Raw genomic sequence first — 21,302 nt, 5'->3', positions numbered from 1 at the left:
CCGGGTTTTTCCGGCTTCTCCCTTTTTTTACATATCAACCGAAAGGATGGAAAAATGGACAGCGGACAATTCATTCCATTATTGGCTGAAAAAGGCATTCCCTTAAGCGAGGAACAAAAGCAGCAGTTTGAAACGTATTATAAATGGCTTGTTGACTGGAACAACAAAATGAATTTAACGGCGATTACGGAAAAAGGGGAAGTGTATCTCAAACATTTTTATGATTCGCTGACAGCCGCCTTTTTTACCGATTTTAACGGCCCGCTGCACGTTTGCGATGTCGGCGCCGGCGCAGGCTTTCCGGGCATCCCGTTAAAAATCTGTTTTCCGGAACTAAGGCTTTCGATTGTCGATTCATTGCAAAAACGGATTACGTTTCTCGGGCATTTAACAGAAGCGCTCGGCTTAAAAGAAGTTTCTCTTTTTCACGACAGGGCTGAAACTTTTGCCAAAAAACCGGAACACCGCGAACAATACGATGTGGTCACGGCAAGGGCGGTCGCCAGAATGTCCGTCCTCTCCGAACTGTGCCTGCCGCTTGTGAAACCCGGTGGCAGATTTATCGCGATGAAAGCCCAGCATGCCAAAGAAGAGCTCGAAAAAGCGGAAAAAGCGATCCGTCTCCTCGGCGGAAAAACGGAGAACGTATACCACTTTACCTTGCCGGTTGAAGAAAGTGAAAGAAACCTCATTGTCGTCAAAAAGGTAAAGAAAACGCCGAAAAAATACCCCCGCAAGCCGGGAACCCCGGCAAAACTCCCGCTTGAATAAGGCGGGCGTTTTACCGTGCCGGAAATCGGGATGATGCGCTAAAATGAGAGAGATTGTTCGAAAAATCGCCGGGAGTTTGGCAGGAACTTGTCTTATAATAGAGAATAAGTAGTTAGGGAGAATTTATAAGGTGGTGTACAGTGAATGAAGCATCCTTTCTCTCGTTTTTTCGGAGTGGAGGAAGAAATCGGAGAAGAAGAACTGGAAGCAGAGAATGAAAATGAAGAGATTAAAAATATCTCCGTCTCCTGTATTATTCCGAACCGGTTTCAGCCACGGACCATTTTTAATGAAGAGAAAATAGATGAACTTGCAAGAACGATCCACACCCATGGCATCATCCAGCCAATCGTTGTCCGCGAATACGAAGCAGGCCAGTATGAAATCATTGCGGGGGAAAGAAGATTCCGGGCTGTCCGGAAACTGGGCTGGGAAACTGTGCCTGCCATCATAAAAAATATGAGCGATACAGAAACAGCCTCGATTGCTTTAATTGAGAACCTGCAACGCGAAGAACTGACGCCGATTGAAGAAGCGATGGCTTACGGAAAACTTTTGGAGCTTCACCATTTGACCCAGGAAGCACTGGCACAGCGCCTTGGCAAAGGGCAATCAACGGTTGCAAATAAACTGCGCCTTTTGAAATTGCCCCCGGAAGTGCAGGAAGCCCTTTTGCAAAAACAGATCACGGAACGCCATGCACGGGCATTGATTCCTTTAAAAGAGGCAGAAAAACAGGTTCGCGTCCTCAATGAAATACTCGCAAAAAATTTAAATGTGAAACAAACGGAAGAGTATGTTACCCGTATGATGAATAAGCCGGAAAAAAAAGCAAAGCCGCGCAGACAGGCGTTCAGCAAAGATATGCGCATTGCTGTCAATACGATCCGCCAGTCTGTTTCGATGGTGACCGATTCCGGGATCAATCTCGATTCAAAAGAAGAAGATTTCGAGGACTACTATCAAATTACGATCCGGATCCCGAAAAAGGCGAAATCCTAATAAAAGAAACTTGGATGACAGGTTTCTTTTTTTCAGGTGCAGGTCATTTCCTATCCTATTCCGATAAAATAAAACTGCCAGGTTTGTGCTGCCTGCCTTAGCTTTACAAAGCCCTTTTTCCTGGTTTCGGCGGTGGTCCTGCGTTCTTTTTTAGCATGGGCGCAAGCTTTGGCATGGAAGCTGCGCCTCCTGATTTCCAACTGCCGAAAAAACTTGAAACAACCTTTTTTCGGTTTTCAGTAAACGAATCTTGCAAACTTTGATACAATAAAGTTACGTGTTTGCCGTTTTGCAAATGAGTAGCTATTTGCAGACGGGCCGTGACGAGCGTGACAAAAAAAGGTAGGTGGCAACCGTGGGAAAAGTGATTTCTATCGCCAATCAAAAAGGAGGCGTAGGAAAAACAACCACTTCTGTCAACTTGGGTGCCTGCTTAGCATACATCGGGAAGAAGGTTTTGCTTGTCGATACCGACCCCCAGGGAAATGCAACAAGCGGAGCCGGAATTGATAAAGGCGAAGTTCAGCAGTGTATTTATGATGTGTTAGTGGAAGATGCGAATATAAAGGAAGTAATCAGGGCAACGGCCGTGGACGGGCTTTATTCCGTGCCGGCAACGATTCAACTGGCGGGAGCGGAGATTGAACTGGTTCCGACCATTTCAAGGGAAGTCAGGTTAAAGCGGGCGATCAGCGCCATTAAAGACGATTATGATTATATTATCATTGACTGCCCTCCCTCTCTCGGCCTATTGACGTTAAATGCGCTAACCGCGTCGGATGCCGTCATTATCCCCGTCCAGTGCGAATATTACGCTTTGGAAGGGTTAAGCCAGCTGCTCAGCACGGTCAGGCTTGTCCAAAAGCATTTGAATCACAATCTGATGATTGACGGCGTGCTGCTGACGATGCTAGATGCCCGTACCAACTTAGGACTCCAAGTCATTGAAGAAGTGAAAAAATATTTCAGGGACAAAGTGTACCGTACCATTATCCCCCGCAATATCCGGTTAAGCGAAGCACCGAGCCACGGACAGCCGATTATTCTTTACGACCCGAAATCGCGCGGTGCGGAAGTGTATTTAGACTTAGCAAAGGAAGTGGCGGCAAATGGCTAAAGGACTTGGAAAAGGCATTAACGCGTTGTTTGCCAATATGGACGTTGACAAAGAAGATGCCGTGCAGGAAGTCAATATTAAAGAATTGCGCCCGAATCCTTATCAGCCGCGGAAGAATTTTGAACCCGAAGCGCTTAATGAATTAAAAGAATCCATTCTCCAGCATGGCATCTTGCAGCCGCTTATTGTGCGCAAGAGCATTAAAGGATACGAAATCATTGTCGGGGAACGGAGATACAGAGCCGCAATAGAAGCAAAACTTACGACGGTGCCGGTTGTCGTCCGCGATTTAAACGACCGGCAGATGATGGAATTTGCCGTGCTCGAAAACTTGCAGCGGGAAGATTTAACGCCGATTGAAGAAGCCAATGCGTACCAGTTTTTGCTTGAGAAACTAAATGTCACACAGGACGAGCTGGCGAAACGGCTCGGAAAAAGCCGGCCCTATATTGCCAATCACCTCCGTATTTTGTCTTTGCCGGTCAGCATCCAGGAGGCCATGTCTAAAGGCAAACTTTCAATGGGACACGGCCGTACGCTGCTTGGCCTGGAAAAGAAAGAAAAAATGGAGGAAATTGCGGAAAAGGTTATTGCCGAAGGATTAAGTGTCCGCCAGCTGGAAAAGCTTGTCCAACAGCTGAACCGGAATGTTTCACGTGAAACGAAGAAAGACAAACAGGAAAAAGATATTTTTATCCAAGAACACGAAACGGTTCTGCGTGAAAAGTTTGGGACAACCGTCCATATTAAGCGGACAAAGAAAAAAGGAAAAATTGAAATTGAATTTATGTCCAATGAAGATTTAGAGCGGATTTTACAATTGCTGGATGCCGGTTTTGAACAGGAACCGTAACGATATACAAAGATAAAGAGATAAAAAACGGGTGAATTAGATGGTATTGCTGGGGACAATTGTAAACGGGCTGAGCATTGTGGCCGGTTCTTTTATCGGAAGGCTGTTAAACCATATTCCGGAGCAAATGAAAGGCACCGTGATGCAGGCGATCGGGCTTGCGGTGATGGTGCTGGGGCTCGGAATGGGGCTGAAAAGTGAACAGTATATTATCGTAATATTAAGCCTTGTGATTGGCGCAGTCATCGGCGAAATGCTGCGGCTCGAAGCCCATTTGAACGGGCTCGGTGCCTGGCTGGAAAAAAAGTTTGGAAACAGCGGACAGGGCAGTACGGCCGAAGCCTTTGTGACGGCAACGCTCGTTTTTGTGATTGGCGCGATGGCCATTCTCGGAGCATTGGACAGCGGAATCAGGGGCGACCATACGGTACTGTACACGAAATCTGTTCTGGATGGTTTCACAGCACTGATCTTATCTTCAACCCTCGGTTTTGGGGTGATTTTTTCGGTTGTTCCGGTGATCCTTTATGAAGGTGCCATTGCGTTATTTGCCACGCAAATTAACCGGCTTGTCCCAGCACCGGTGCTGCATTCGTTTATTACCGAAATGACGGCAACCGGCGGAATTATGATTTTTGCTATCGGTTTAAATATTGCGGGGCTTGCCAAAATCAGGGTGGCGAATTTATTGCCGGGCATCGTGGTGGTTGCCGTGCTCATCGGCCTGTTACATGCTTATCATACGGTTTTTGGCTGAATTTTACAGGAATGAAGCAACACCTGTTTATCGGTTGAAGTATGAATGTGAACCGGCAGAAACTTACTGAAGTTGCGGATCCTTTTTGCCGGATCCCGGGCCATACAGGTTGCCGGCTTATTCATTCATCTGATTCCGATTTTTATGGTATAGAAGTTTGCGTTCACCGGGGAATTTCGGATAAACGGTTTCAAACATGTTGCTGTTTCTGGAGCACTTAAATCATTTTCTCCTTCGCCTGTCCGCTGTTCATGGAAATCATGGCGTTTTGATATTGAAGATGCAGATTGGCGCGGCTGATGCCTGCAGCGATCAGTTTTGCCATTTTCAGAACAAGATTTAAACGGGTATTCTGAAGGACGGTAAACTCCATAAAACCGCTGATGTTCACAATTCCTGTAATGTGGATGTCGCCAACAGGAGGCAAATCTTTCTTTACACCCGCCCCCGGTTTCACCGGACCGTCGCCGATTTGGATCATGCCGACGCTCTTCATTTTTCCAAGGCAGGCATCGACGGCAATGACGAAGGGGTCGTGGTGCTTTTGATAAATCCTTTCCATATTTTCTTCAAGGTTTAAAGCATGAACCGGCTTATCGAGCGTTCCGTATACGTTGAAGCAGGACAGACCTGTTTCTTCCAAAAAAGTGCCCGTTAAAGGCCCGAGCGAGTCCCCGGTGGAACGGTCGGTGCCGATGCAGACCACCACCAATTCCCTGTTTGTACTTTTCGGAAGTGCTGATAAAATATGATTGGATATAATTTCTTTTGCCAGAACATCATCATGAAATACCTTGATACGATTGCCGCTGAATTCCAATTGTCCTTTTCTCAGATTCATATCAGCCACTCCCTCTTTGTAATAGTACCAGTATACGGAAAATCAAAAAAATCTATACATTTAACATATCTCTTTTTTGATACCCGCAACCGGCAGTTTTACACTTGATTCAGCCGCCAATCAAAAAGGTAATTTTTGAAAAGCGGAGCCGGTTGTCGAGCAAGCGCGGTTTTTTTGTTACAATAACGTTAAAAGAAATGAAGGTTGGTGGAATATGGGCCATTTTGAGACATATCTCAAACACCTCACATCCAAGTGGTTAAATGAAGATACATGGATCGGAATCGGGGAGACAGTGCTGAAGATCATTGTGGTGATGCTTGTCGCATCGCTTGTCATTAAATTCGGCAAAAAGGCGATCGGCAAAATTTTTGCAGTCCGTGCCAAAGCCCCTCTCCGGTTTTCAGAGCGGCGCGAGGCCACGTTGTTGCGGCTGATGGTGAACACACTGACCTATCTCGTCTGGTTTGTTGCCATTGTCACGATTTTGTCCATTCTCGGCATCAATGTCCAGGGGCTTCTGGCCGGTGCCGGAATTGTCGGGCTGGCTGTCGGGTTCGGGGCGCAAAGCCTTGTAAAAGACGTTATTTCCGGATTCTTTATTATCTTTGAAGACCAGTTTTCGGTCGGTGATACGGTGCAGGTCGGGAAATACGAAGGCGTTGTGGAAGAAATCGGGCTCAGGACAACAAAAATCAAAAACTGGACCGGCGAATTATACATCATTCCGAACGGCAATATTTCCGAAGTCACCAATTTGTCCATTCATAACAGCGTTGCCGTTGTGGATGTCCGTATTCCGTACGAAGAGGATATCGATAAAGCGGAAGCGGCCATTCAGGAAATACTGGTGTCATTTGCCGGACAGCACGAAGAGGTCGTGACAGAGCCTGAACTGTTGGGCGTCCAGCAGCTCGGCACCACGGATGTTACACTCAGGGTGGTAGCGGAAACCCTCCCGATGGCACACTGGTATATTGCGAGAGTGCTGAAAAAAGAAATTAAAAAAGCATTGGACGAAAATCGCATCCATGCACCTTATCCGAAAATGGTGACTTATTCCCGTACTGAGAAAGAAGAGGCATTGGCCGGCCAATTTCTAAAGGGGGATGAACATGGAAGATAAAAATTTCGGGTTGTATGATATTGTGGAAATGAAAAAGCAGCATCCGTGCGGCACAAACCGCTGGAAAATTATCCGGATGGGGGCGGATATCCGCATTAAATGTGAAGGATGTGGACATAGCGTGCTGCTGCCACGCAGGGAATTTGCCCGCAAACTGAAAAAAATCCTCGTTAAGCACGAAGAAGCATAGCCCTTTTATGGGTGTCTTTTTTTGGGAGCCGGGGTGCGGTTAAAATAAGGCCGGCAAACGAAACATGTTAACCGGGCGCATCCGGTGGCACCCCGGGGGTTTTTGATACAGCCGGGAAAAACTTGAAAGATACGAGAATGTTTGAAGGAGTGGACATAAAATGGCGTTAACAGCCGGAATTGTCGGTTTGCCGAATGTCGGAAAATCGACTTTATTTAATGCGATTACAAAAGCCGGGGCCGAATCTGCGAACTATCCGTTTTGTACAATTGACCCGAATGTCGGCATGGTGGAAGTGCCGGACGAACGGCTGGAAAAATTAACAGAACTGTACCATCCGAAAAAAACGGTCCCGACCACTTTTGAATTTACGGATATTGCCGGGATCGTCAAAGGCGCAAGCAAAGGGGAAGGGCTCGGGAATAAGTTTCTTTCCCATATCCGCCAGGTGGACGCAATCTGCCATGTCGTTCGTTGTTTTGAGGACGAGAACATTACACATGTTTCCGGGAAAGTCGATCCGATTGATGATATCGAAACGATCAATCTTGAATTGATCCTGGCCGATCTTGAAACGGTGGACAAGCGGATCGGGCGTGTAGAGAAAATCGCAAAACAGAAGGATAAAGAAGCCGTTGCCGAATATGAAGTGCTGACCAAATTAAAGGCGGCTTTTGAAGCGGAAAAACCGGCACGGGCGGTGGAACTGACCGAAGACCAGCAAAAAATCGTCAAAGGGTTCCAGCTTTTAACAAGCAAGCCGGTTTTGTATGTGGCCAATGTCGGGGAAGATGACATTCAGGATCCGTCTGCAAACCCGTATGTCGGGAAGGTGCGTGAATATGCCAAACAGGAAGGCGCGGAAGTGATTGTCATCTGTGCCCGCATTGAAGAAGAAATTGCCGAACTGGATGACGATGAGAAAAAGATGTTTTTAACCGAACTCGGCATCCAGGAATCCGGACTTGACCAGCTGATTAAAGCTGCTTACAGCCTGCTTGGCCTTGCGACTTATTTTACGGCCGGGGAACCGGAAGTCCGCGCGTGGACATTCAAAAAAGGCATGAAAGCCCCGCAATGCGCAGGCATTATCCATTCCGACTTTGAAAAAGGGTTTATCCGGGCTGAAACGGTGTCGTATGAAGATTTAATCAAATATGGCAGCGTGGCAGCAGCAAGAGAAGCCGGAAAAGTGCGCCTGGAAGGAAAAGACTACGTTGTCCAGGACGGCGATGTCATGCATTTCAGGTTTAATGTATAACAGGACTTTTGGACGAATATTCAAATTGTATTGAAAAAATTCAAATCATCCGTTAAAATAGGTATCAGTCGAATATTTTCCTTCGGGGCAGGGTGCAATTCCCGACCGGCGGTGATGAGGAAACTCAAAGCCCGTGACCCGTATTCTCCGGAATGCGGTGGATTTGGTGAAATTCCAAAGCCGACAGTGACAGTCTGGATGGGAGAAGGATCAAACGTTTCATTGGAACGTGTATTTCATGATGCCGTTTTGCCCCGCACATCTTCGTGCGGGTTTTTTGTTTTCACGGGTGTATGTTGGCGGAAATTGAATACAGGAGGCATGAAAGGATTGCAAAAAGAAGATTATATGCAGCTTGCACTCCATTTGGCCGAAAGTGTGGCCGGGCAGACTTCCCCGAATCCCCCGGTTGGAAGTGTCGTCGTGAAAAACGGCACGATCGCCGGGATGGCGGCCCACTTAAAGGCGGGAGAAAAACATGCGGAAAGGCTTGCGGTGGAACAGGCCGGGCCGCTTGCAGAGGGTGCTGAAGTTTTTGTGACGCTCGAGCCGTGTGCCCATTACGGAAAGACGCCGCCGTGCGCAGATTTTTTAATTGAAAAAGGCATCAAAACAGTATATATCGCTGCATTGGACCCCAATCCGCTTGTCGCAGGCAAAGGAATAGAAAAGCTCAGGCAAGCCGGAGTAAAAGTGGAAACCGGGATATTGAAGGAACAAGCGGAAAAGTTGTACCGCCCTTTTTTCCACTTTATTCAAACGAAAACACCGTTTGTCACTGTCAAAACCGCCATGACGGCAGACGGAAAAATTGCATCTGAAACCCGTGACAGCAAATGGATCACAAGTGAAGAAGCAAGGCGTGATGCCCGCCGGTTAAGAAGCAGGCATGATGCAATACTTGTCGGCATACAAACCGTTCTCCATGATAACCCCCTTCTCACCACACGTTTGCCCCATTCCGGGAAAAATCCTATTCGCATTGTATTAGACACCCATTTGCGCATCCCGCCGGAAGCGAAAGTGCTAAACGGCGATGCGCCAACCATTATTTTTTGCGGAAGCGATGCACCAAAAGAAAAAGAACAATGTCTGAAGCAGCTTGATGTCGAAGTGGTCCGCATGCCGCATGCCCGCCTCTTGATCCGTGACGTGTTAGCAGCGCTCGGGGAAAAAGGCATTATGACTTTACTCGTCGAAGGCGGCGCGGCAGTAAACGGCTCATTTTTAAAAGAAGGCGCAGTGCAGCAGTATATTTTTTACATTGCCCCGAAAGTGATCGGCGGGAAAAACGCGCCGTCCCCTTTCGATGGACACGGGTTTGGCAAGGTGGCCGATGCTTTGCCGCTCCGGTTTGAAAAAGTGGAACAGATCGGGCCTGATTTAAAAATCACGGCTGCCGTCCAAAAGGAGGTGCCGGCGCATGTTTACAGGGATTATTGAAGAAATCGGCATATTGAAACGTGTGGAAAGAGGCCCCCGCTCCCTTAAGCTTGCCGTACAGGCCAGGACGGTTCTCCAAGATGTACGGCTTGGCGACAGCATTGCAGTGAACGGTGTTTGCTTAACCGTCACATCCTATACGCCAAATGCATTTACGGCTGATGTCATGCCTGAAACATTTTTCAGCACGGCATTGGCCGGACTGAACATCGGCAGCAAAGTCAACCTTGAACGAGCAATGGCTGCAGGCGGGCGGTTCGGCGGGCATTTTGTCACAGGGCATGTTGATGGCACGGGCACGGTCTGTTTGAAACAAAGGATGGAAAATGCCGTTTATATCACGATTTCTGTTCCCTCCTCCCTGTCCGCCTTTCTGATCCCAAAAGGATCGGTTGCACTCGACGGCACCTCCCTGACTGTGTTCGGGGCTGCGGGCGGGCAATTAACCGTTTCATTGGTGCCGCATACGCAGCAGCATACGATATTGCCGGAAAAAAAGATTGGCGATGCCGTGAATATTGAATGCGATATTTTGGCCAAGTATATGGCAGGGCTGTTCAGGAACGGAGAACGGGCGGAAAAAGAGAGCGGCATGATGGCGCTCTTAAAAGACCAAGGTTTTATGTAAACAAAGGGGTGAAAAACTTGTTTCATACCATTGAAGAAGCAGTAGAAGACTTAAAGGCCGGAAAAGTCGTGATTGCCGTCGATGATGAAAATAGGGAAAACGAAGGTGATTTTATCGGCCTTGCGGAAAAAGCGACACCGGAAATGATCAATTTGATGGCCAAAGCAGGACGCGGGCTCATCTGTGCACCGATTTCGGCGGAAAAAGCACAGCAGCTCGATCTTTACCCGATGGCACGGCAAAATACCGACAGCCATGAAACGGCCTTCACCGTGAGCATTGACCATGCTGCCACCCGGACCGGCATCAGCGCATTTGAACGTGCCAAAACGGTCCGGCACCTGGCAGAAGACGGGGTAAAAGCCGAAGACTTTCACCGGCCGGGGCATATTTTCCCGTTAGTGGCCAAAGCAGGCGGCGTCCTGGAACGGTCCGGCCATACGGAAGCAGCCGTTGACCTGGCAAAACTGGCAGGCGCAAATCCGGCCGGCGTGATATGCGAAATCATGAATGAAGACGGCACGATGGCCCGCCTTCCCCAACTGGAGAAAATGGCCAAAAAATTTGGTATCAAACTGGTGACGATCCAATCGTTAATCGAGTACAGAAAAAAACATGAGAAACTGATTCAAAAAGAAGCGGAAATCACGCTGCCGACGCGTTACGGCACGTTCCGGGCTGCCGGCTACAAAGATCTGCTGTCAGGGGGAGAACATGTTGCCCTTATAAAAGGGGAAGTCAACAGCGAAGAGCCGGTGCTGGCAAGGATCCATTCCGAATGCCTGACCGGTGATTGCTTCGGTTCCCTCCGTTGCGACTGCGGCCCGCAGCTTGCCCGGAGCCTTGCGCGGATTGAAAAAGAAGGGCGCGGTGTCCTCGTTTATATGCGTCAGGAAGGCCGGGGGATCGGGCTTCTGAATAAATTGAAAGCTTACCGGCTGCAGGAAAAAGGATTGGATACAGTGGAGGCCAACCGCCGGCTTGGATTTCCGGCAGATATGCGCGACTACTGCATCGCTGCGCAAATCTTAAAAGATACCGGGGCAACGCAAGTCCGGCTTTTAACAAACAATCCTGATAAAGTGGAAGCATTGGCGCGTTACGGTATCCGAATTGCGGAAAGAGTGCCGGTTGAAATCGCGCCTGTCCGTGAAAATGAAGGATATTTGCGGACGAAAGCAGAAAAAATGGGGCATTTGCTGCATATATAGGAGGAGATCAAAATGGGACAAGTATTTGAAGGCAATCTGGTTGGAACCGGCTTAAAAATCGGCGTGGTTGCCGCCCGCTTTAATGAATTTATTACAACAAGGCTTGTAAGCGGGGCAAAGGATGCATTATTAAGGCATGGCGTCAGAGAAGAAGCCATTGATCTTGCTTGGGTGCCGGGCGCGTTTGAAATCCCGCTGGCGGCAAAAAAGATGGCAGAAACGGACAAATATGATGCCGTGCTGGCACTTGGCGCGGTGATCCGCGGCGCGACTCCGCATTTTGAATATGTAAGTGCGGAAGCGGCAAAAGGGGTCGCCCATGCAAGCCTCCATACAGAAACGCCTGTCATTTTCGGGATTCTCACGACCGACACGATCGAACAGGCGATTGAGCGGGCCGGGACGAAAGCAGGCAACAAAGGCTGGGATGCAGCAGTAAGCGCGATCGAAATGGCGAATGTGATCCGGAAAATAGAAGCATAGTGAAACGGATGCCTCCCCCCTGTTGTTTTTGATAAAAATTTCAGTCCGTTTTTAATAAAAAGCCCTTGCAAAAGGAACGTATGTTTGATAAAATGGGAATGTCAGCGATAGCCAAATGCGGGATGAAGTCTTTAAGACATTTGATTTTGCCTGCGGGATATGGTATACTTACGACTTGTGAGTAATGAACGCATGAACCATTGCTCCTTGCCCTTTTACATAAAAGGGCCGCATAGTCCATAAGGAGGTGACAAACAGATGAGAAAGTACGAAATTATGTACATTATCCGCCCGAATATCGAGGATGAGGCAAAAAAAGCGCTTGTTGAGCGTTTTGACAATGTCCTCACCAACCAGGGCGCGGAAATCATCGAATCGAAAGAGTGGGGAAAACGCCGTCTTGCATACGAGATTCAGGACTTCCGTGATGGTTACTACCATATCATCAACGTGAATGCTGAACCGGTTGCAGTCCAGGAATTTGACCGTCTGGCGAAGATTAACGGTGATATTATCCGCCACATTGTTGTAAGAGAAGAAGAATAATTTTTAACGATAAAACGTTTCACGTGAAACGGACTTTGAATGATGAGAGGGGTTGATTCTGATGTTGAACCGTGTTGTTCTCGTAGGCAGGCTGACAAAAGATCCCGATTTGCGCTATACGCCGAGCGGAGTAGCGGTTGCTACTTTTACCCTGGCTGTAAACCGTACGTTTACCAACCAGCAGGGGGAAAGGGAAGCGGATTTCATCAATTGTGTTGTTTGGAGAAAACAGGCTGAAAATGTGGCCAACTACTTGAAAAAAGGAAGTCTGGCAGGCGTAGACGGCCGGATTCAGACACGCAACTACGAAGCCCAGGATGGCCGGCGCGTGTATGTCACAGAGGTCGTGGCAGAAAGCGTCCAGTTTCTTGAACCGAGAAGCGCGAATCAGGAACGCAGCAGCAGCCAGAATTACGGGAACAACCAAGGGAATGCTTTCCCGGGGTACAACCAGGATCAAAACCAGAATCAGCGCAATCAAAGTTATTCAAAGCCGGATGAAGATCCGTTCTCAAATGATGGACAACCAATTGACATCTCTGATGACGATCTTCCGTTCTAATGCGGGAAGACCCGTAAAGTGATGATATAAAGGAGGGTGAAAAAATGGCAGGTGGACGCAGAGGCGGACGGAAACGCCGGAAAGTATGCTACTTTACAGCGAACCATATTACCCATATCGACTATAAAGATGTGGACTTGCTGAAAAAGTTCATTTCTGAAAGAGGAAAAATTCTTCCTCGCCGTGTAACGGGCACAAGCGCAAAATACCAACGTAAACTGACAACTGCAATCAAACGCGCACGTCAAATGGCGTTGCTCCCTTATGTTGCAGAAGACAAATAAGCAGCGGAAAAATCACCCGGATTTTTCCTTCAATATATGAACGAAAAAAGACACCCTGTTTTCAGGTTGTCTTTTTTCGTTTCATTATCTTTTTGCTTCATGGATGGGTTATGGTAAAATGAGGGGAAATGATGGTTTTTTTTGAAGGGAGCATGCGTGTGAAAAAAACAAGAATGCTGACAGAAGGGGCAATGCTTGCAGCGGTTTTCGGCGTCATGCTGCTTGTGACATTATATGTCCCAGTGATTAGAATAATTGTTCTGGTTTTTCTTCCACTGCCATTAGTCCTGTTTTGTGCCAAATATTCTTTGCGTTCAATTCTTGTCTTCTGTCTGGTTTGTTTGCTTGTGTCTGCCATTATGGGAACAGTCATGGCAATCCCGATGGCCGTTTTTTTCGTTTGTATTGGATTTGTTATGGGATACGCTATTCAGCGAAAAAAATCTAAATTATTTATATACATAGCAACCAGCCTGACCTTTTTAGCCATCACGATCATCGGGCTGTTTGCCACCCTGAAGTTTTTCCACTTGAATATCATCGCGGAAAACTTAAAAATCATGCAGCAGTCAATCGAACAGTCGAAATCTCTTGTCAACAGCCTTGGGGAACCACAGGCCTATGAGGACCGGTTTGCGCAAATGGCCGATGTCGCAAGCCAGATGTACTCTGTCTATTTGCCGAGCTTGTTATTGCTTTCTGCCTTTATCGCCGTTTTTGTGCTCATTTCTGTGAACTTTCCAATCGCCAAACGTTTCGGTGTCCCGGTTCCGTCCTTTCAACCTTTCCGCGAAATGCGGCTGCCGGGAAATATCTTATGGTATTTCATTCTGGCAATGGTGGCCAACCTGCTGATGCACGGGGACACGGGCAGCTTCTTTGCAAAAGCGGTTCTGAATCTGATGCTGATTTTCCAAATTCTCATTTTGCTGCAGGGGTACGCTTTTATAAGCTTTGTCAGCCACGAGAAAAAATGGCCAAAAGGGTTACTGGCTTTCGCCGTCATTTTATCAATCATATTCAGCCCGCTGCTTTATCTTGTTATGATATTCGGTATAATGGATTTAGGATTTGATTTCAGGCGGATGATTCAAAAGTGACCCTTTCTTAGTTTCTCAATATAGGAGCTGAAGGTATGCCTTCTTACTACAATAAACGGTTCATGCGCTATCCGTTATACGGCTTAATTGCAGTGTCTCTCATCCTGCTCGGTATTATTTTCTTTTACCACTGGTGGATAACGGCAGCCGGCATTGTTGTGCTCGGGGCGTTATCCTACTGCGCATTTTACGTGGAACAACGGTCGAGCGAAGAAATCGAACGCTATATCTCCAATCTTTCCTACCGGGTCAAACGCGTCGGTGAAGAAGCGCTGATGGAAATGCCGATCGGGATCATGCTGTACAATGAAGATTACATCATTGAATGGACAAACCCGTTTATGGCCTCCTGCTTTAATGAAGACACACTTGTCGGGCGTTCCCTTTATGATGTAGCGGAAGTGCTCGTACCGCTGATTAAGCAGGAAATGCATTCCGAGACGATTAGTCTGAATGAAAGGAAGTACAGGGTTGTCCTGAAACTGGAAGAGCGGCTGCTTTATTTTTTCGACATTACGGAACAGGCCGAAGTCGAGCAGTTGTATGAAGATGAACGGACCGTGATCGCCATTATTTATTTGGACAACTATGATGAAGTGACACAAGGCATGGACGACCAGTCTGTCAGCAGCCTGAACAGTCTCGTGACTTCGATTTTAAACAAATGGACAATGGAGTTCGGCCTGTTTTTTAAACGAATTTCGTCTGATAAATTTATTGCGGTATTTAATGAACGGATTTTGCATGAATTGGAAGACAATAAATTCTCGATTCTTGATGAAGTCAGGGAGGCCACAGCGAAGCAAAACGTGGCGCTGACTTTGAGCATCGGGGTTGGCGCAGGTGTCCCGTCCCTCCCCGAACTTGGGGAGCTTGCCCAATCGAGTCTCGACATTGCCCTCGGGCGCGGTGGTGACCAGGTTGCCATCCGGCAGGCGAACGGAAAAGTGAAATTTTACGGTGGCAAAACAAATCCGGTTGAAAAGCGGACAAGGGTCCGGGCCCGCGTGATTTCCCATGCGCTGCGGGAACTCATGATGGAAAGAGACAAAGTGATGATCATGGGCCACAAATTTCCGGATATGGATGCCATCGGAGCGGCTGTCGGCATCCGGAAAGTGGCGGAAATCAACCAAAAAGACGGCTATATTATTTTAAATCCGAGTGAAACGGACACAAGTGTCAAGCGGCTGCTTGGGGAAATAAAACAGTATCCGGATTTGTATGCCCGCTTCATTACACCGGATGAGGCGCTTGAAATGGCGACGGATGACACATTGCTTGTTGTCGTTGATACGCACAAGCCTTCCCTTGTCATCGATGAACGAATCGTCAGGCGGATTGAAAATGTCGTTGTCATTGACCATCACCGCCGCGGGGAAGACTTTATTAAAAACCCGCTGCTTGTCTATATGGAACCGTACGCCTCTTCGACATCCGAACTTGTAACCGAATTGATGGAATACCAACCGAAAAACGGCAAAATCAATATGCTTGAAGCAACTGCCCTGCTTGCTGGTATAATAGTGGATACAAAAAGTTTTACATTGCGGACAGGCTCACGGACGTTTGATGCAGCATCCTATCTTCGTGCCCAGGGTGCCGATACGGTGCTTGTACAAAAATTTTTAAAAGAAGATTTGCGTTCGTATATCCAGCGCGCCAAGCTTGTGGAAACCGTTAAATTTCCGCTAAACGGCATCGCGGTGGCAAAAGGGAAAAATGAAACCATTTATTCCCCTGTTTTAATGGCGCAGGCTGCCGATACGATTTTAATGATGAACGGCGTCGATGCTTCTTTTGTCATCGGACGGCGCAGCGAGAATGAAGTGGGGATCAGCGCAAGGTCGCTTGGAAGCGTCAATGTGCAAATCATTATGGAAACGCTGGATGGCGGCGGGCACCTTTCCAATGCAGCCACCCAGATGAAAAATATAACGGTTGATGAGGCAGAAGAAAAGCTCATTCAAGTGATAGAAGAGTATATGGAAGGGAGTCAGCAATCATGAAGGTCATATTCCTGAAAGACGTAAAAGGCAAAGGAAAAAAAGGAGACATTAAAAATGTGGCGGATGGTTATGCCCACAATTATTTGTTCAAAAACGGGGCGGCAATAGAAGCGACGCCTGCCAATCTGAAAAGCATGGAAGCCCAAAAACGGAAAGAAGAAAAACTGGCGCAGGAAGAACTGGAAGAAGCCAAAAAATTAAAAGAGAAACTTGAGAACATAACGGTTGAAATCAAAGCCAAATCGGGCCAGGACGGGCGACTGTTCGGCTCGGTTACAAGCAAACAAATCTCTGAACAACTGAAAAAAAGCTTCCAGATTCAGGTGGATAAAAGAAAAATAGAGCTGCCGGATGCGATCCGCACTTTGGGTTACACGAAAGTGCCGGTCAGATTACATCATAACGTAACGGCAGTGCTCAATGTCCACGTTTCCGAATAGAAACGTATTTTACCAGCTTTCTTTTTGTTTTCCGCGTGTTAAAATAATAGTACGTGCAGAAAAATGTGATCCATTTTATCGTGATCACATTTTTTCTATTTGGAATAAGTGTGCGGTTCTCTTACGGCAAACGGGTTACCGGTTAAACTGCCATTCTCCCCGGCATGCTTATGTTTGGTGCCGGAACTGGATGATTTAGGATAAAATGGAGGATTCAAAATGAATGAATTGCAAGACCGCATTCCCCCCCAAAATATTGAGGCGGAACAGGCAGTGCTTGGTGCCATTTTTTTGGAGCCTTCTGCATTTATAACAGCTTCGGAAATTTTGACGGCAGAGGATTTTTACCGGAATGCCCATCAAAAAATTTTCCAGGTGTTTGCGAAGCTGAATGATGCCGGCAAGGCAGTCGATCTTGTAACAGTGGCGGAAGAATTATCAGCCACCCGGCAGCTTGAAGATGCAGGCGGCCTCTCTTATTTGAGCGAACTGGCCGCAAGCGTTCCGACAGCGGCCAATATCGCTTACTATGCCGGAATTGTAGCTGAGAAAGCTTTGCTCAGGCGCCTGATTCGGACTGCCACCCATATTGCCCAGGAAGGCTATACGCGGGAAGACGATGTCGATGAACTGCTTGATGAAGCCGAACGCAGCATTATGGAAGTGGCCCAGCGCAAAAATGCCGGCGATTTTAAACATATCAAAGATGTCCTTGTCAGCACATATGATAACATCGAAATGCTCCATAACCGGAAAGGCGACGTCACCGGGATACCGACAGGGTTTTACGAGCTTGACCGGATGACAGCCGGTTTCCAGCGCAATGATTTGATTATTGTGGCGGCGCGCCCGTCTGTCGGGAAAACGGCATTTGCCCTCAATATCGCGCAAAACGTCGGCACGAAGACAGAGGAAAATGTGGCGATCTTTAGCCTTGAAATGGGCGCTGAACAACTTGTCATGCGGATGCTGTGCGCGGAAGGCAATATCGATGCCCAGCGGCTCCGGACCGGGGCGCTGACAGACGAAGACTGGCGGAAACTGACGATGGCAATGGGAAGCCTCTCTAATTCCGGCATTTATATTGATGATACCCCTGGAGTAAGGGTAACGGAAATCCGCTCGAAATGCCGGCGCCTGAAACAAGAGCACGGGCTTGGCATGGTGGTCATCGACTATTTGCAGCTGATTCAAGGAAGCGCCCGTTCCCGGGAAAACCGGCAGCAGGAAGTTTCTGAGATTTCAAGATCGCTGAAGGCGCTGGCGCGTGAACTTGAAGTGCCGGTCATTGCCCTTTCCCAGCTTTCCCGGGGCGTCGAACAACGGCAGGATAAGCGCCCGATGATGAGCGATATTCGTGAATCGGGAAGCATTGAACAAGATGCTGATATCGTGGCTTTTCTGTACAGGGAAGACTATTATGAACAGGACACGGAGAATAAAAACATCATTGAAATCATTATTGCGAAGCAGCGGAACGGCCCGGTCGGCACCGTCCAGCTCGCTTTTATAAAAGAGTACAATAAATTTGTGAACCTGGAACGGCGGTTTGACGATGCGCCTGTTCCGGCATAGCAAGTATCGATATGAAGCTTTTCCTTTTCGGGGAAAGGCTTTTTTTGTGCGTTATACGAATAAAAACGCTGAAAAAATATATAAATGTTCGGATTTACATTGACTGTTGGCGGTTTAAGCTGGTAAAATGATGGATGGAAATCATGATTTGTAAAATATGCGGAGGTGCACTCAATGTCGTCAGTTGTCGTGGTAGGTACACAATGGGGGGACGAAGGAAAGGGAAAAATTACCGACTTCCTCTCTGAAAATGCGGAAGTGGTGTCCCGCTATCAGGGCGGGAATAACGCGGGCCATACCATCCGTTTTAATGGGGAAACGTATAAACTACATTTGATTCCGTCGGGGATTTTTTATAAAGACAAAATTTGTGTTATCGGAAACGGTGTCGTCGTCGATCCAAAGGCGCTCGTCGAGGAACTGGATTATCTGAACGGACGGGGTATTTCAACGGAAAACTTGCGCATCTCCAACCGTGCGCACGTCATTCTGCCTTACCATATTAAACTGGACGGTGCAGAAGAGGAACGGAAAGGCAGCAATAAAATTGGCACGACGAAAAAAGGGATCGGCCCGGCGTATATGGATAAAGCAGCAAGGACCGGTATCCGGATTGCTGATCTGCTTGATTACGAAGAATTCAAAGAAAAACTGACGCGCAATCTTGAGGAAAAAAACCGTCTGTTTGAAAAAATATACGAAACGGAAGGCTTTACGCTGGAAGAAATTTTGGAGCCTTATTACGAATACGGCCAGCGCTTTAAACAATATGTCTGCGATACGTCGGTTGTTTTAAACGACGCGCTTGATGCGGGCAAACGCGTCCTTTTTGAAGGGGCGCAAGGGGTCATGCTCGATATTGACCAGGGAACTTATCCGTTTGTCACATCATCCAACCCGATTGCCGGCGGCGTCACAATCGGTTCCGGTGTCGGCCCGTCGAAAATCAACCATGTTGTCGGCATTGCCAAGGCTTATACGACACGTGTTGGCGATGGCCCGTTCCCGACAGAGCTTTTGGATGAAACCGGCGACCGGATCCGCGAAACCGGACATGAATACGGCACAACGACAGGAAGAGCGCGCCGTGTCGGCTGGTTTGACAGTGTTGTCGTCCGCCATGCGCGCCGGGTGAGCGGCCTGACAGACTTGTCCGTAAACCTGCTCGATGTACTGACCGGCATTGAAACGTTGAAAATTTGTGTCGCCTACCGCTATAAAGGGAAAGTGCTTGAAGCGTTCCCGGCCAGCTTAAAAGTGCTGGCTGAATGCGAACCGGTTTACGAAGAACTGCCGGGCTGGACGGAAGATATTACCGGCTGCCGTTCCCTTGATGAGCTTCCGGACAATGCCCGCCATTACCTAGAGCGCATTTCCCAACTGACCGGGGTTCCCCTTTCCATGTTTTCCGTCGGTCCGGACCGCCTGCAGACGATTGTGGTGCAAAGTGTCTGGCGGGTGTGACGGAAAACCCGGACGAATCGGATTTGGGCTGCCGGAAAAACGGTAGTGGAACCACGTCGAAAAGAAAACCGATGAAAAAGCATCATCGGGTGAGGTTGCTAAAAGCGATTTTCATCCCAGAATGTCCACTAGAACGGAAAAAACGGCGAGATCCCATAAAAGGGGTTTCTCGCCGTTTTTATATTGTTTTAAAGTGGGTCATGATTTTCCATCTTTTACGGCGGCCATGCTTGAAAATGAACATTTGCTGAAATTTCGATTGCCATTCACTTAAAAAATTTGTAGAAATGTGTTGCAAAATGGATGATAGATATGATAACATTACTTCTGTTGTTACAAAATGCACAATGGTCCCGTGGTGTAGCGGTTATCACGCCTGCCTGTCACGCAGGAGATCGCGGGTTCGATTCCCGTCGGGACCGCCATTTTTAATTATACATATTTGTTTTCGGTTCGGGCCCGGTAGCTCAGTCGGTAGAGCAAAGGACTGAAAATCCTTGTGTCGGCGGTTCGATTCCGTCCCGGGCCATTTACTAAAAAGCACTGCGATGACTTAGACTCTCGTAGTGCTTTTTTATTATATGGCTCTTCTAAATATGGCTCTTCTAACCCGCCAGAATGGAAAACAGGATGCAAGCCGTATCCCCCGGCACTCTTGATAGATATTACCAGGGGGCATGGTTTCAGTAGAATTGGACAATTTTTATGCAAGTAAGTTAAAATTGTAATAGTATGGCTGCTGGAAGCTGCCTGTGAATCCTTTGATACAGAGCAGCAATGCTTCTGGATTTCCAGGGGCATTGCTGTTCGCCATGATGCGGGGAAAATGAGATTTTTTAGGAACATAAAGACTAAAGATGATAGAAAGTTGTAGATAGATGTCAATCAATGAGAATGGCGCATTTTAAATGAAGGAGTATGGACGATGGATAAAAAAATTTTGGTCGTGGATGATGAAAAACCGATTGCCGATATTTTGCAGTTTAATTTAACAAAAGAGGGTTATACGGTGTATTGCGCTTATGACGGTGAGGAAGCATTGGAAAAGGTGGAAGAGGTGCAGCCGGATTTAATTGTCCTTGATATTATGCTGCCGAAGCGGGATGGCATGGAAGTGTGCCGCGAAGTGCGGAAAAAATACAATATGCCGATCATTATGGTAACGGCAAAAGATTCGGAAATTGATAAAGTGCTCGGCCTTGAGCTCGGTGCCGATGATTATGTCACAAAACCTTTCAGCACCCGTGAACTGATTGCCCGTGTCAAAGCGAATTTGCGGCGGCACCAGCAGACGCCCGCGGCTCCGGGTGAGGAAGAGGAATCCAATGAAATTGCGATCGGTTCACTTGTCATTCATCCGGATGCTTATGTCGTCTCAAAACGCGGCGAGACGATTGAACTGACGCACCGCGAATTTGAGCTGCTCCACTATCTGGCGAAGCATATCGGGCAAGTGATGACGCGTGAGCACTTGCTTGAAACCGTGTGGGGTTATGACTATTACGGCGATGTCCGGACAGTGGACGTAACGGTCAGACGGCTCCGCGAAAAAGTGGAAGATAACCCGAGCCACCCAGAGTGGATTGTGACAAGGCGCGGTGTCGGCTATTATTTGCGCAACCCTGAACAGGAGTAGCCA

22 protein-coding genes, 2 tRNA genes and 1 riboswitch are annotated in these 21,302 nt (G+C 47.7%); of the genes, 23 read left to right on the top strand and 1 reads right to left on the bottom strand.

Features of this window, described 5'->3' with window-relative positions; translation table 11 throughout:
- Positions 1 to 54: 54 nt before the first annotated feature.
- The 5 genes from rsmG to NST70_RS17105 all read left to right on the top strand — a co-directional run bounded on the left by rsmG (position 55) and on the right by NST70_RS17105 (position 4,500).
- A complete protein-coding gene (rsmG, locus tag NST70_RS17125; protein WP_035188769.1) occupies positions 55 to 771 on the top strand; it encodes a 16S rRNA (guanine(527)-N(7))-methyltransferase RsmG in 717 nt (238 codons plus the stop codon).
- 144 nt (positions 772 to 915) lie between these two features.
- Complete coding sequence (gene noc / locus NST70_RS17120) at positions 916 to 1,773, top strand: nucleoid occlusion protein (protein WP_014096610.1); 858 nt, start codon at positions 916 to 918, stop codon at positions 1,771 to 1,773.
- A 355-nt stretch (positions 1,774 to 2,128) separates the two neighbouring features.
- On the top strand, positions 2,129 to 2,890 hold the full coding sequence (locus NST70_RS17115) for an AAA family ATPase (RefSeq protein ID WP_017550668.1): 762 nt from the start codon (positions 2,129 to 2,131) through the stop codon (positions 2,888 to 2,890).
- Positions 2,883 to 3,743, top strand: coding sequence for a ParB/RepB/Spo0J family partition protein (locus NST70_RS17110; protein ID WP_071452206.1), 861 nt, complete (start codon positions 2,883 to 2,885; stop codon positions 3,741 to 3,743). Before NST70_RS17115 ends, NST70_RS17110 begins: the two co-directional genes overlap by 8 nt.
- 40 nt (positions 3,744 to 3,783) lie before the next feature.
- A complete protein-coding gene (locus NST70_RS17105) occupies positions 3,784 to 4,500 on the top strand; it encodes a DUF554 domain-containing protein (RefSeq protein WP_026683512.1) in 717 nt (238 codons plus the stop codon).
- A 217-nt stretch (positions 4,501 to 4,717) separates the two neighbouring features.
- Here the strand turns inward: NST70_RS17105 and yyaC are convergent, their stop codons facing one another.
- Positions 4,718 to 5,341 carry a spore protease YyaC gene (yyaC, locus tag NST70_RS17100; protein ID WP_017550665.1) on the bottom strand — a complete coding sequence of 208 codons (624 nt, stop codon included), beginning with the start codon at positions 5,339 to 5,341 and terminating at the stop codon, positions 4,718 to 4,720.
- 214 nt (positions 5,342 to 5,555) lie between these two features.
- Here yyaC and NST70_RS17095 point away from each other — a divergent pair, with 214 nt between their 5' ends.
- From NST70_RS17095 to yycF, 18 genes are all read left to right on the top strand, one after another.
- The gene (locus tag NST70_RS17095; protein WP_017550664.1) at positions 5,556 to 6,467 is read left to right on the top strand and encodes a mechanosensitive ion channel family protein; all 912 of its coding nucleotides are present in this window, start codon (positions 5,556 to 5,558) and stop codon (positions 6,465 to 6,467) included.
- Positions 6,457 to 6,657, top strand: coding sequence for a DUF951 domain-containing protein (locus tag NST70_RS17090; RefSeq protein WP_013860891.1), 201 nt, complete (start codon positions 6,457 to 6,459; stop codon positions 6,655 to 6,657). Before NST70_RS17095 ends, NST70_RS17090 begins: the two co-directional genes overlap by 11 nt.
- A 160-nt stretch (positions 6,658 to 6,817) precedes the next feature.
- Positions 6,818 to 7,918: a redox-regulated ATPase YchF gene (gene ychF, locus NST70_RS17085; RefSeq protein WP_014096616.1), complete on the top strand. Its 1,101-nt coding sequence runs from the start codon at positions 6,818 to 6,820 to the stop codon at positions 7,916 to 7,918.
- 74 nt (positions 7,919 to 7,992) lie between these two features.
- Positions 7,993 to 8,132: riboswitch (FMN riboswitch) on the top strand.
- 116 nt (positions 8,133 to 8,248) lie between these two features.
- Positions 8,249 to 9,361, top strand: coding sequence for a bifunctional diaminohydroxyphosphoribosylaminopyrimidine deaminase/5-amino-6-(5-phosphoribosylamino)uracil reductase RibD (gene ribD / locus NST70_RS17080; RefSeq protein ID WP_265114576.1), 1,113 nt, complete (start codon positions 8,249 to 8,251; stop codon positions 9,359 to 9,361).
- Complete coding sequence (locus tag NST70_RS17075; RefSeq protein ID WP_265114577.1) at positions 9,342 to 9,989, top strand: riboflavin synthase; 648 nt, start codon at positions 9,342 to 9,344, stop codon at positions 9,987 to 9,989. Before ribD ends, NST70_RS17075 begins: the two co-directional genes overlap by 20 nt.
- 17 nt (positions 9,990 to 10,006) lie before the next feature.
- On the top strand, positions 10,007 to 11,200 hold the full coding sequence (locus tag NST70_RS17070) for a bifunctional 3,4-dihydroxy-2-butanone-4-phosphate synthase/GTP cyclohydrolase II (RefSeq protein WP_342475472.1): 1,194 nt from the start codon (positions 10,007 to 10,009) through the stop codon (positions 11,198 to 11,200).
- Positions 11,201 to 11,212: 12 nt separating this feature from the next.
- Positions 11,213 to 11,683, top strand: a complete 471-nt coding sequence (gene ribE, locus NST70_RS17065) for a 6,7-dimethyl-8-ribityllumazine synthase (RefSeq protein WP_013860886.1) — start codon at positions 11,213 to 11,215, stop codon at positions 11,681 to 11,683.
- Positions 11,684 to 11,941: 258 nt separating this feature from the next.
- On the top strand, positions 11,942 to 12,229 hold the full coding sequence (rpsF, locus tag NST70_RS17060; RefSeq protein ID WP_013860885.1) for a 30S ribosomal protein S6: 288 nt from the start codon (positions 11,942 to 11,944) through the stop codon (positions 12,227 to 12,229).
- Between the two features lie 61 nt (positions 12,230 to 12,290).
- Entirely contained in the window at positions 12,291 to 12,791 is a 501-nt protein-coding gene (gene ssb / locus NST70_RS17055) for a single-stranded DNA-binding protein (protein WP_017554535.1), read from the top strand.
- Between the two features lie 44 nt (positions 12,792 to 12,835).
- Complete coding sequence (rpsR, locus tag NST70_RS17050) at positions 12,836 to 13,075, top strand: 30S ribosomal protein S18 (protein WP_013860883.1); 240 nt, start codon at positions 12,836 to 12,838, stop codon at positions 13,073 to 13,075.
- Positions 13,076 to 13,206: 131 nt separating this feature from the next.
- Entirely contained in the window at positions 13,207 to 14,175 is a 969-nt protein-coding gene (locus NST70_RS17045; protein ID WP_342475471.1) for a YybS family protein, read from the top strand.
- A gap of 35 nt (positions 14,176 to 14,210) precedes the next feature.
- Positions 14,211 to 16,184, top strand: a complete 1,974-nt coding sequence (locus tag NST70_RS17040; RefSeq protein WP_035188759.1) for a DHH family phosphoesterase — start codon at positions 14,211 to 14,213, stop codon at positions 16,182 to 16,184.
- Entirely contained in the window at positions 16,181 to 16,624 is a 444-nt protein-coding gene (gene rplI / locus NST70_RS17035; RefSeq protein ID WP_014096625.1) for a 50S ribosomal protein L9, read from the top strand. The genes NST70_RS17040 and rplI overlap by 4 nt, the downstream gene beginning before the upstream one ends.
- A gap of 219 nt (positions 16,625 to 16,843) precedes the next feature.
- Entirely contained in the window at positions 16,844 to 18,199 is a 1,356-nt protein-coding gene (dnaB, locus tag NST70_RS17030; RefSeq protein WP_014096626.1) for a replicative DNA helicase, read from the top strand.
- 174 nt (positions 18,200 to 18,373) lie between these two features.
- The gene (locus tag NST70_RS17025) at positions 18,374 to 19,663 is read left to right on the top strand and encodes an adenylosuccinate synthase (RefSeq protein WP_014096627.1); all 1,290 of its coding nucleotides are present in this window, start codon (positions 18,374 to 18,376) and stop codon (positions 19,661 to 19,663) included.
- 349 nt (positions 19,664 to 20,012) lie between these two features.
- Positions 20,013 to 20,088: transfer RNA gene (locus tag NST70_RS17020), tRNA-Asp, on the top strand.
- A 31-nt stretch (positions 20,089 to 20,119) separates the two neighbouring features.
- Positions 20,120 to 20,192 (top strand) — tRNA-Phe (locus NST70_RS17015).
- Positions 20,193 to 20,588: 396 nt separating this feature from the next.
- Positions 20,589 to 21,299, top strand: coding sequence for a response regulator YycF (yycF, locus tag NST70_RS17010; protein ID WP_014096628.1), 711 nt, complete (start codon positions 20,589 to 20,591; stop codon positions 21,297 to 21,299).
- Positions 21,300 to 21,302: the final 3 nt, after the last annotated feature.

Origin of the sequence: Weizmannia sp. FSL K6-0777, assembly GCF_038593185.1 — a bacterium.
In the GTDB taxonomy this organism is placed as follows: Bacteria; Bacillota; Bacilli; order Bacillales; family Bacillaceae_C; genus Weizmannia; species Weizmannia faecalis.
The sequence above is the reverse complement of the archived record's forward strand: the minus strand, read 5'-3'. Positions and strand labels throughout refer to the sequence as shown.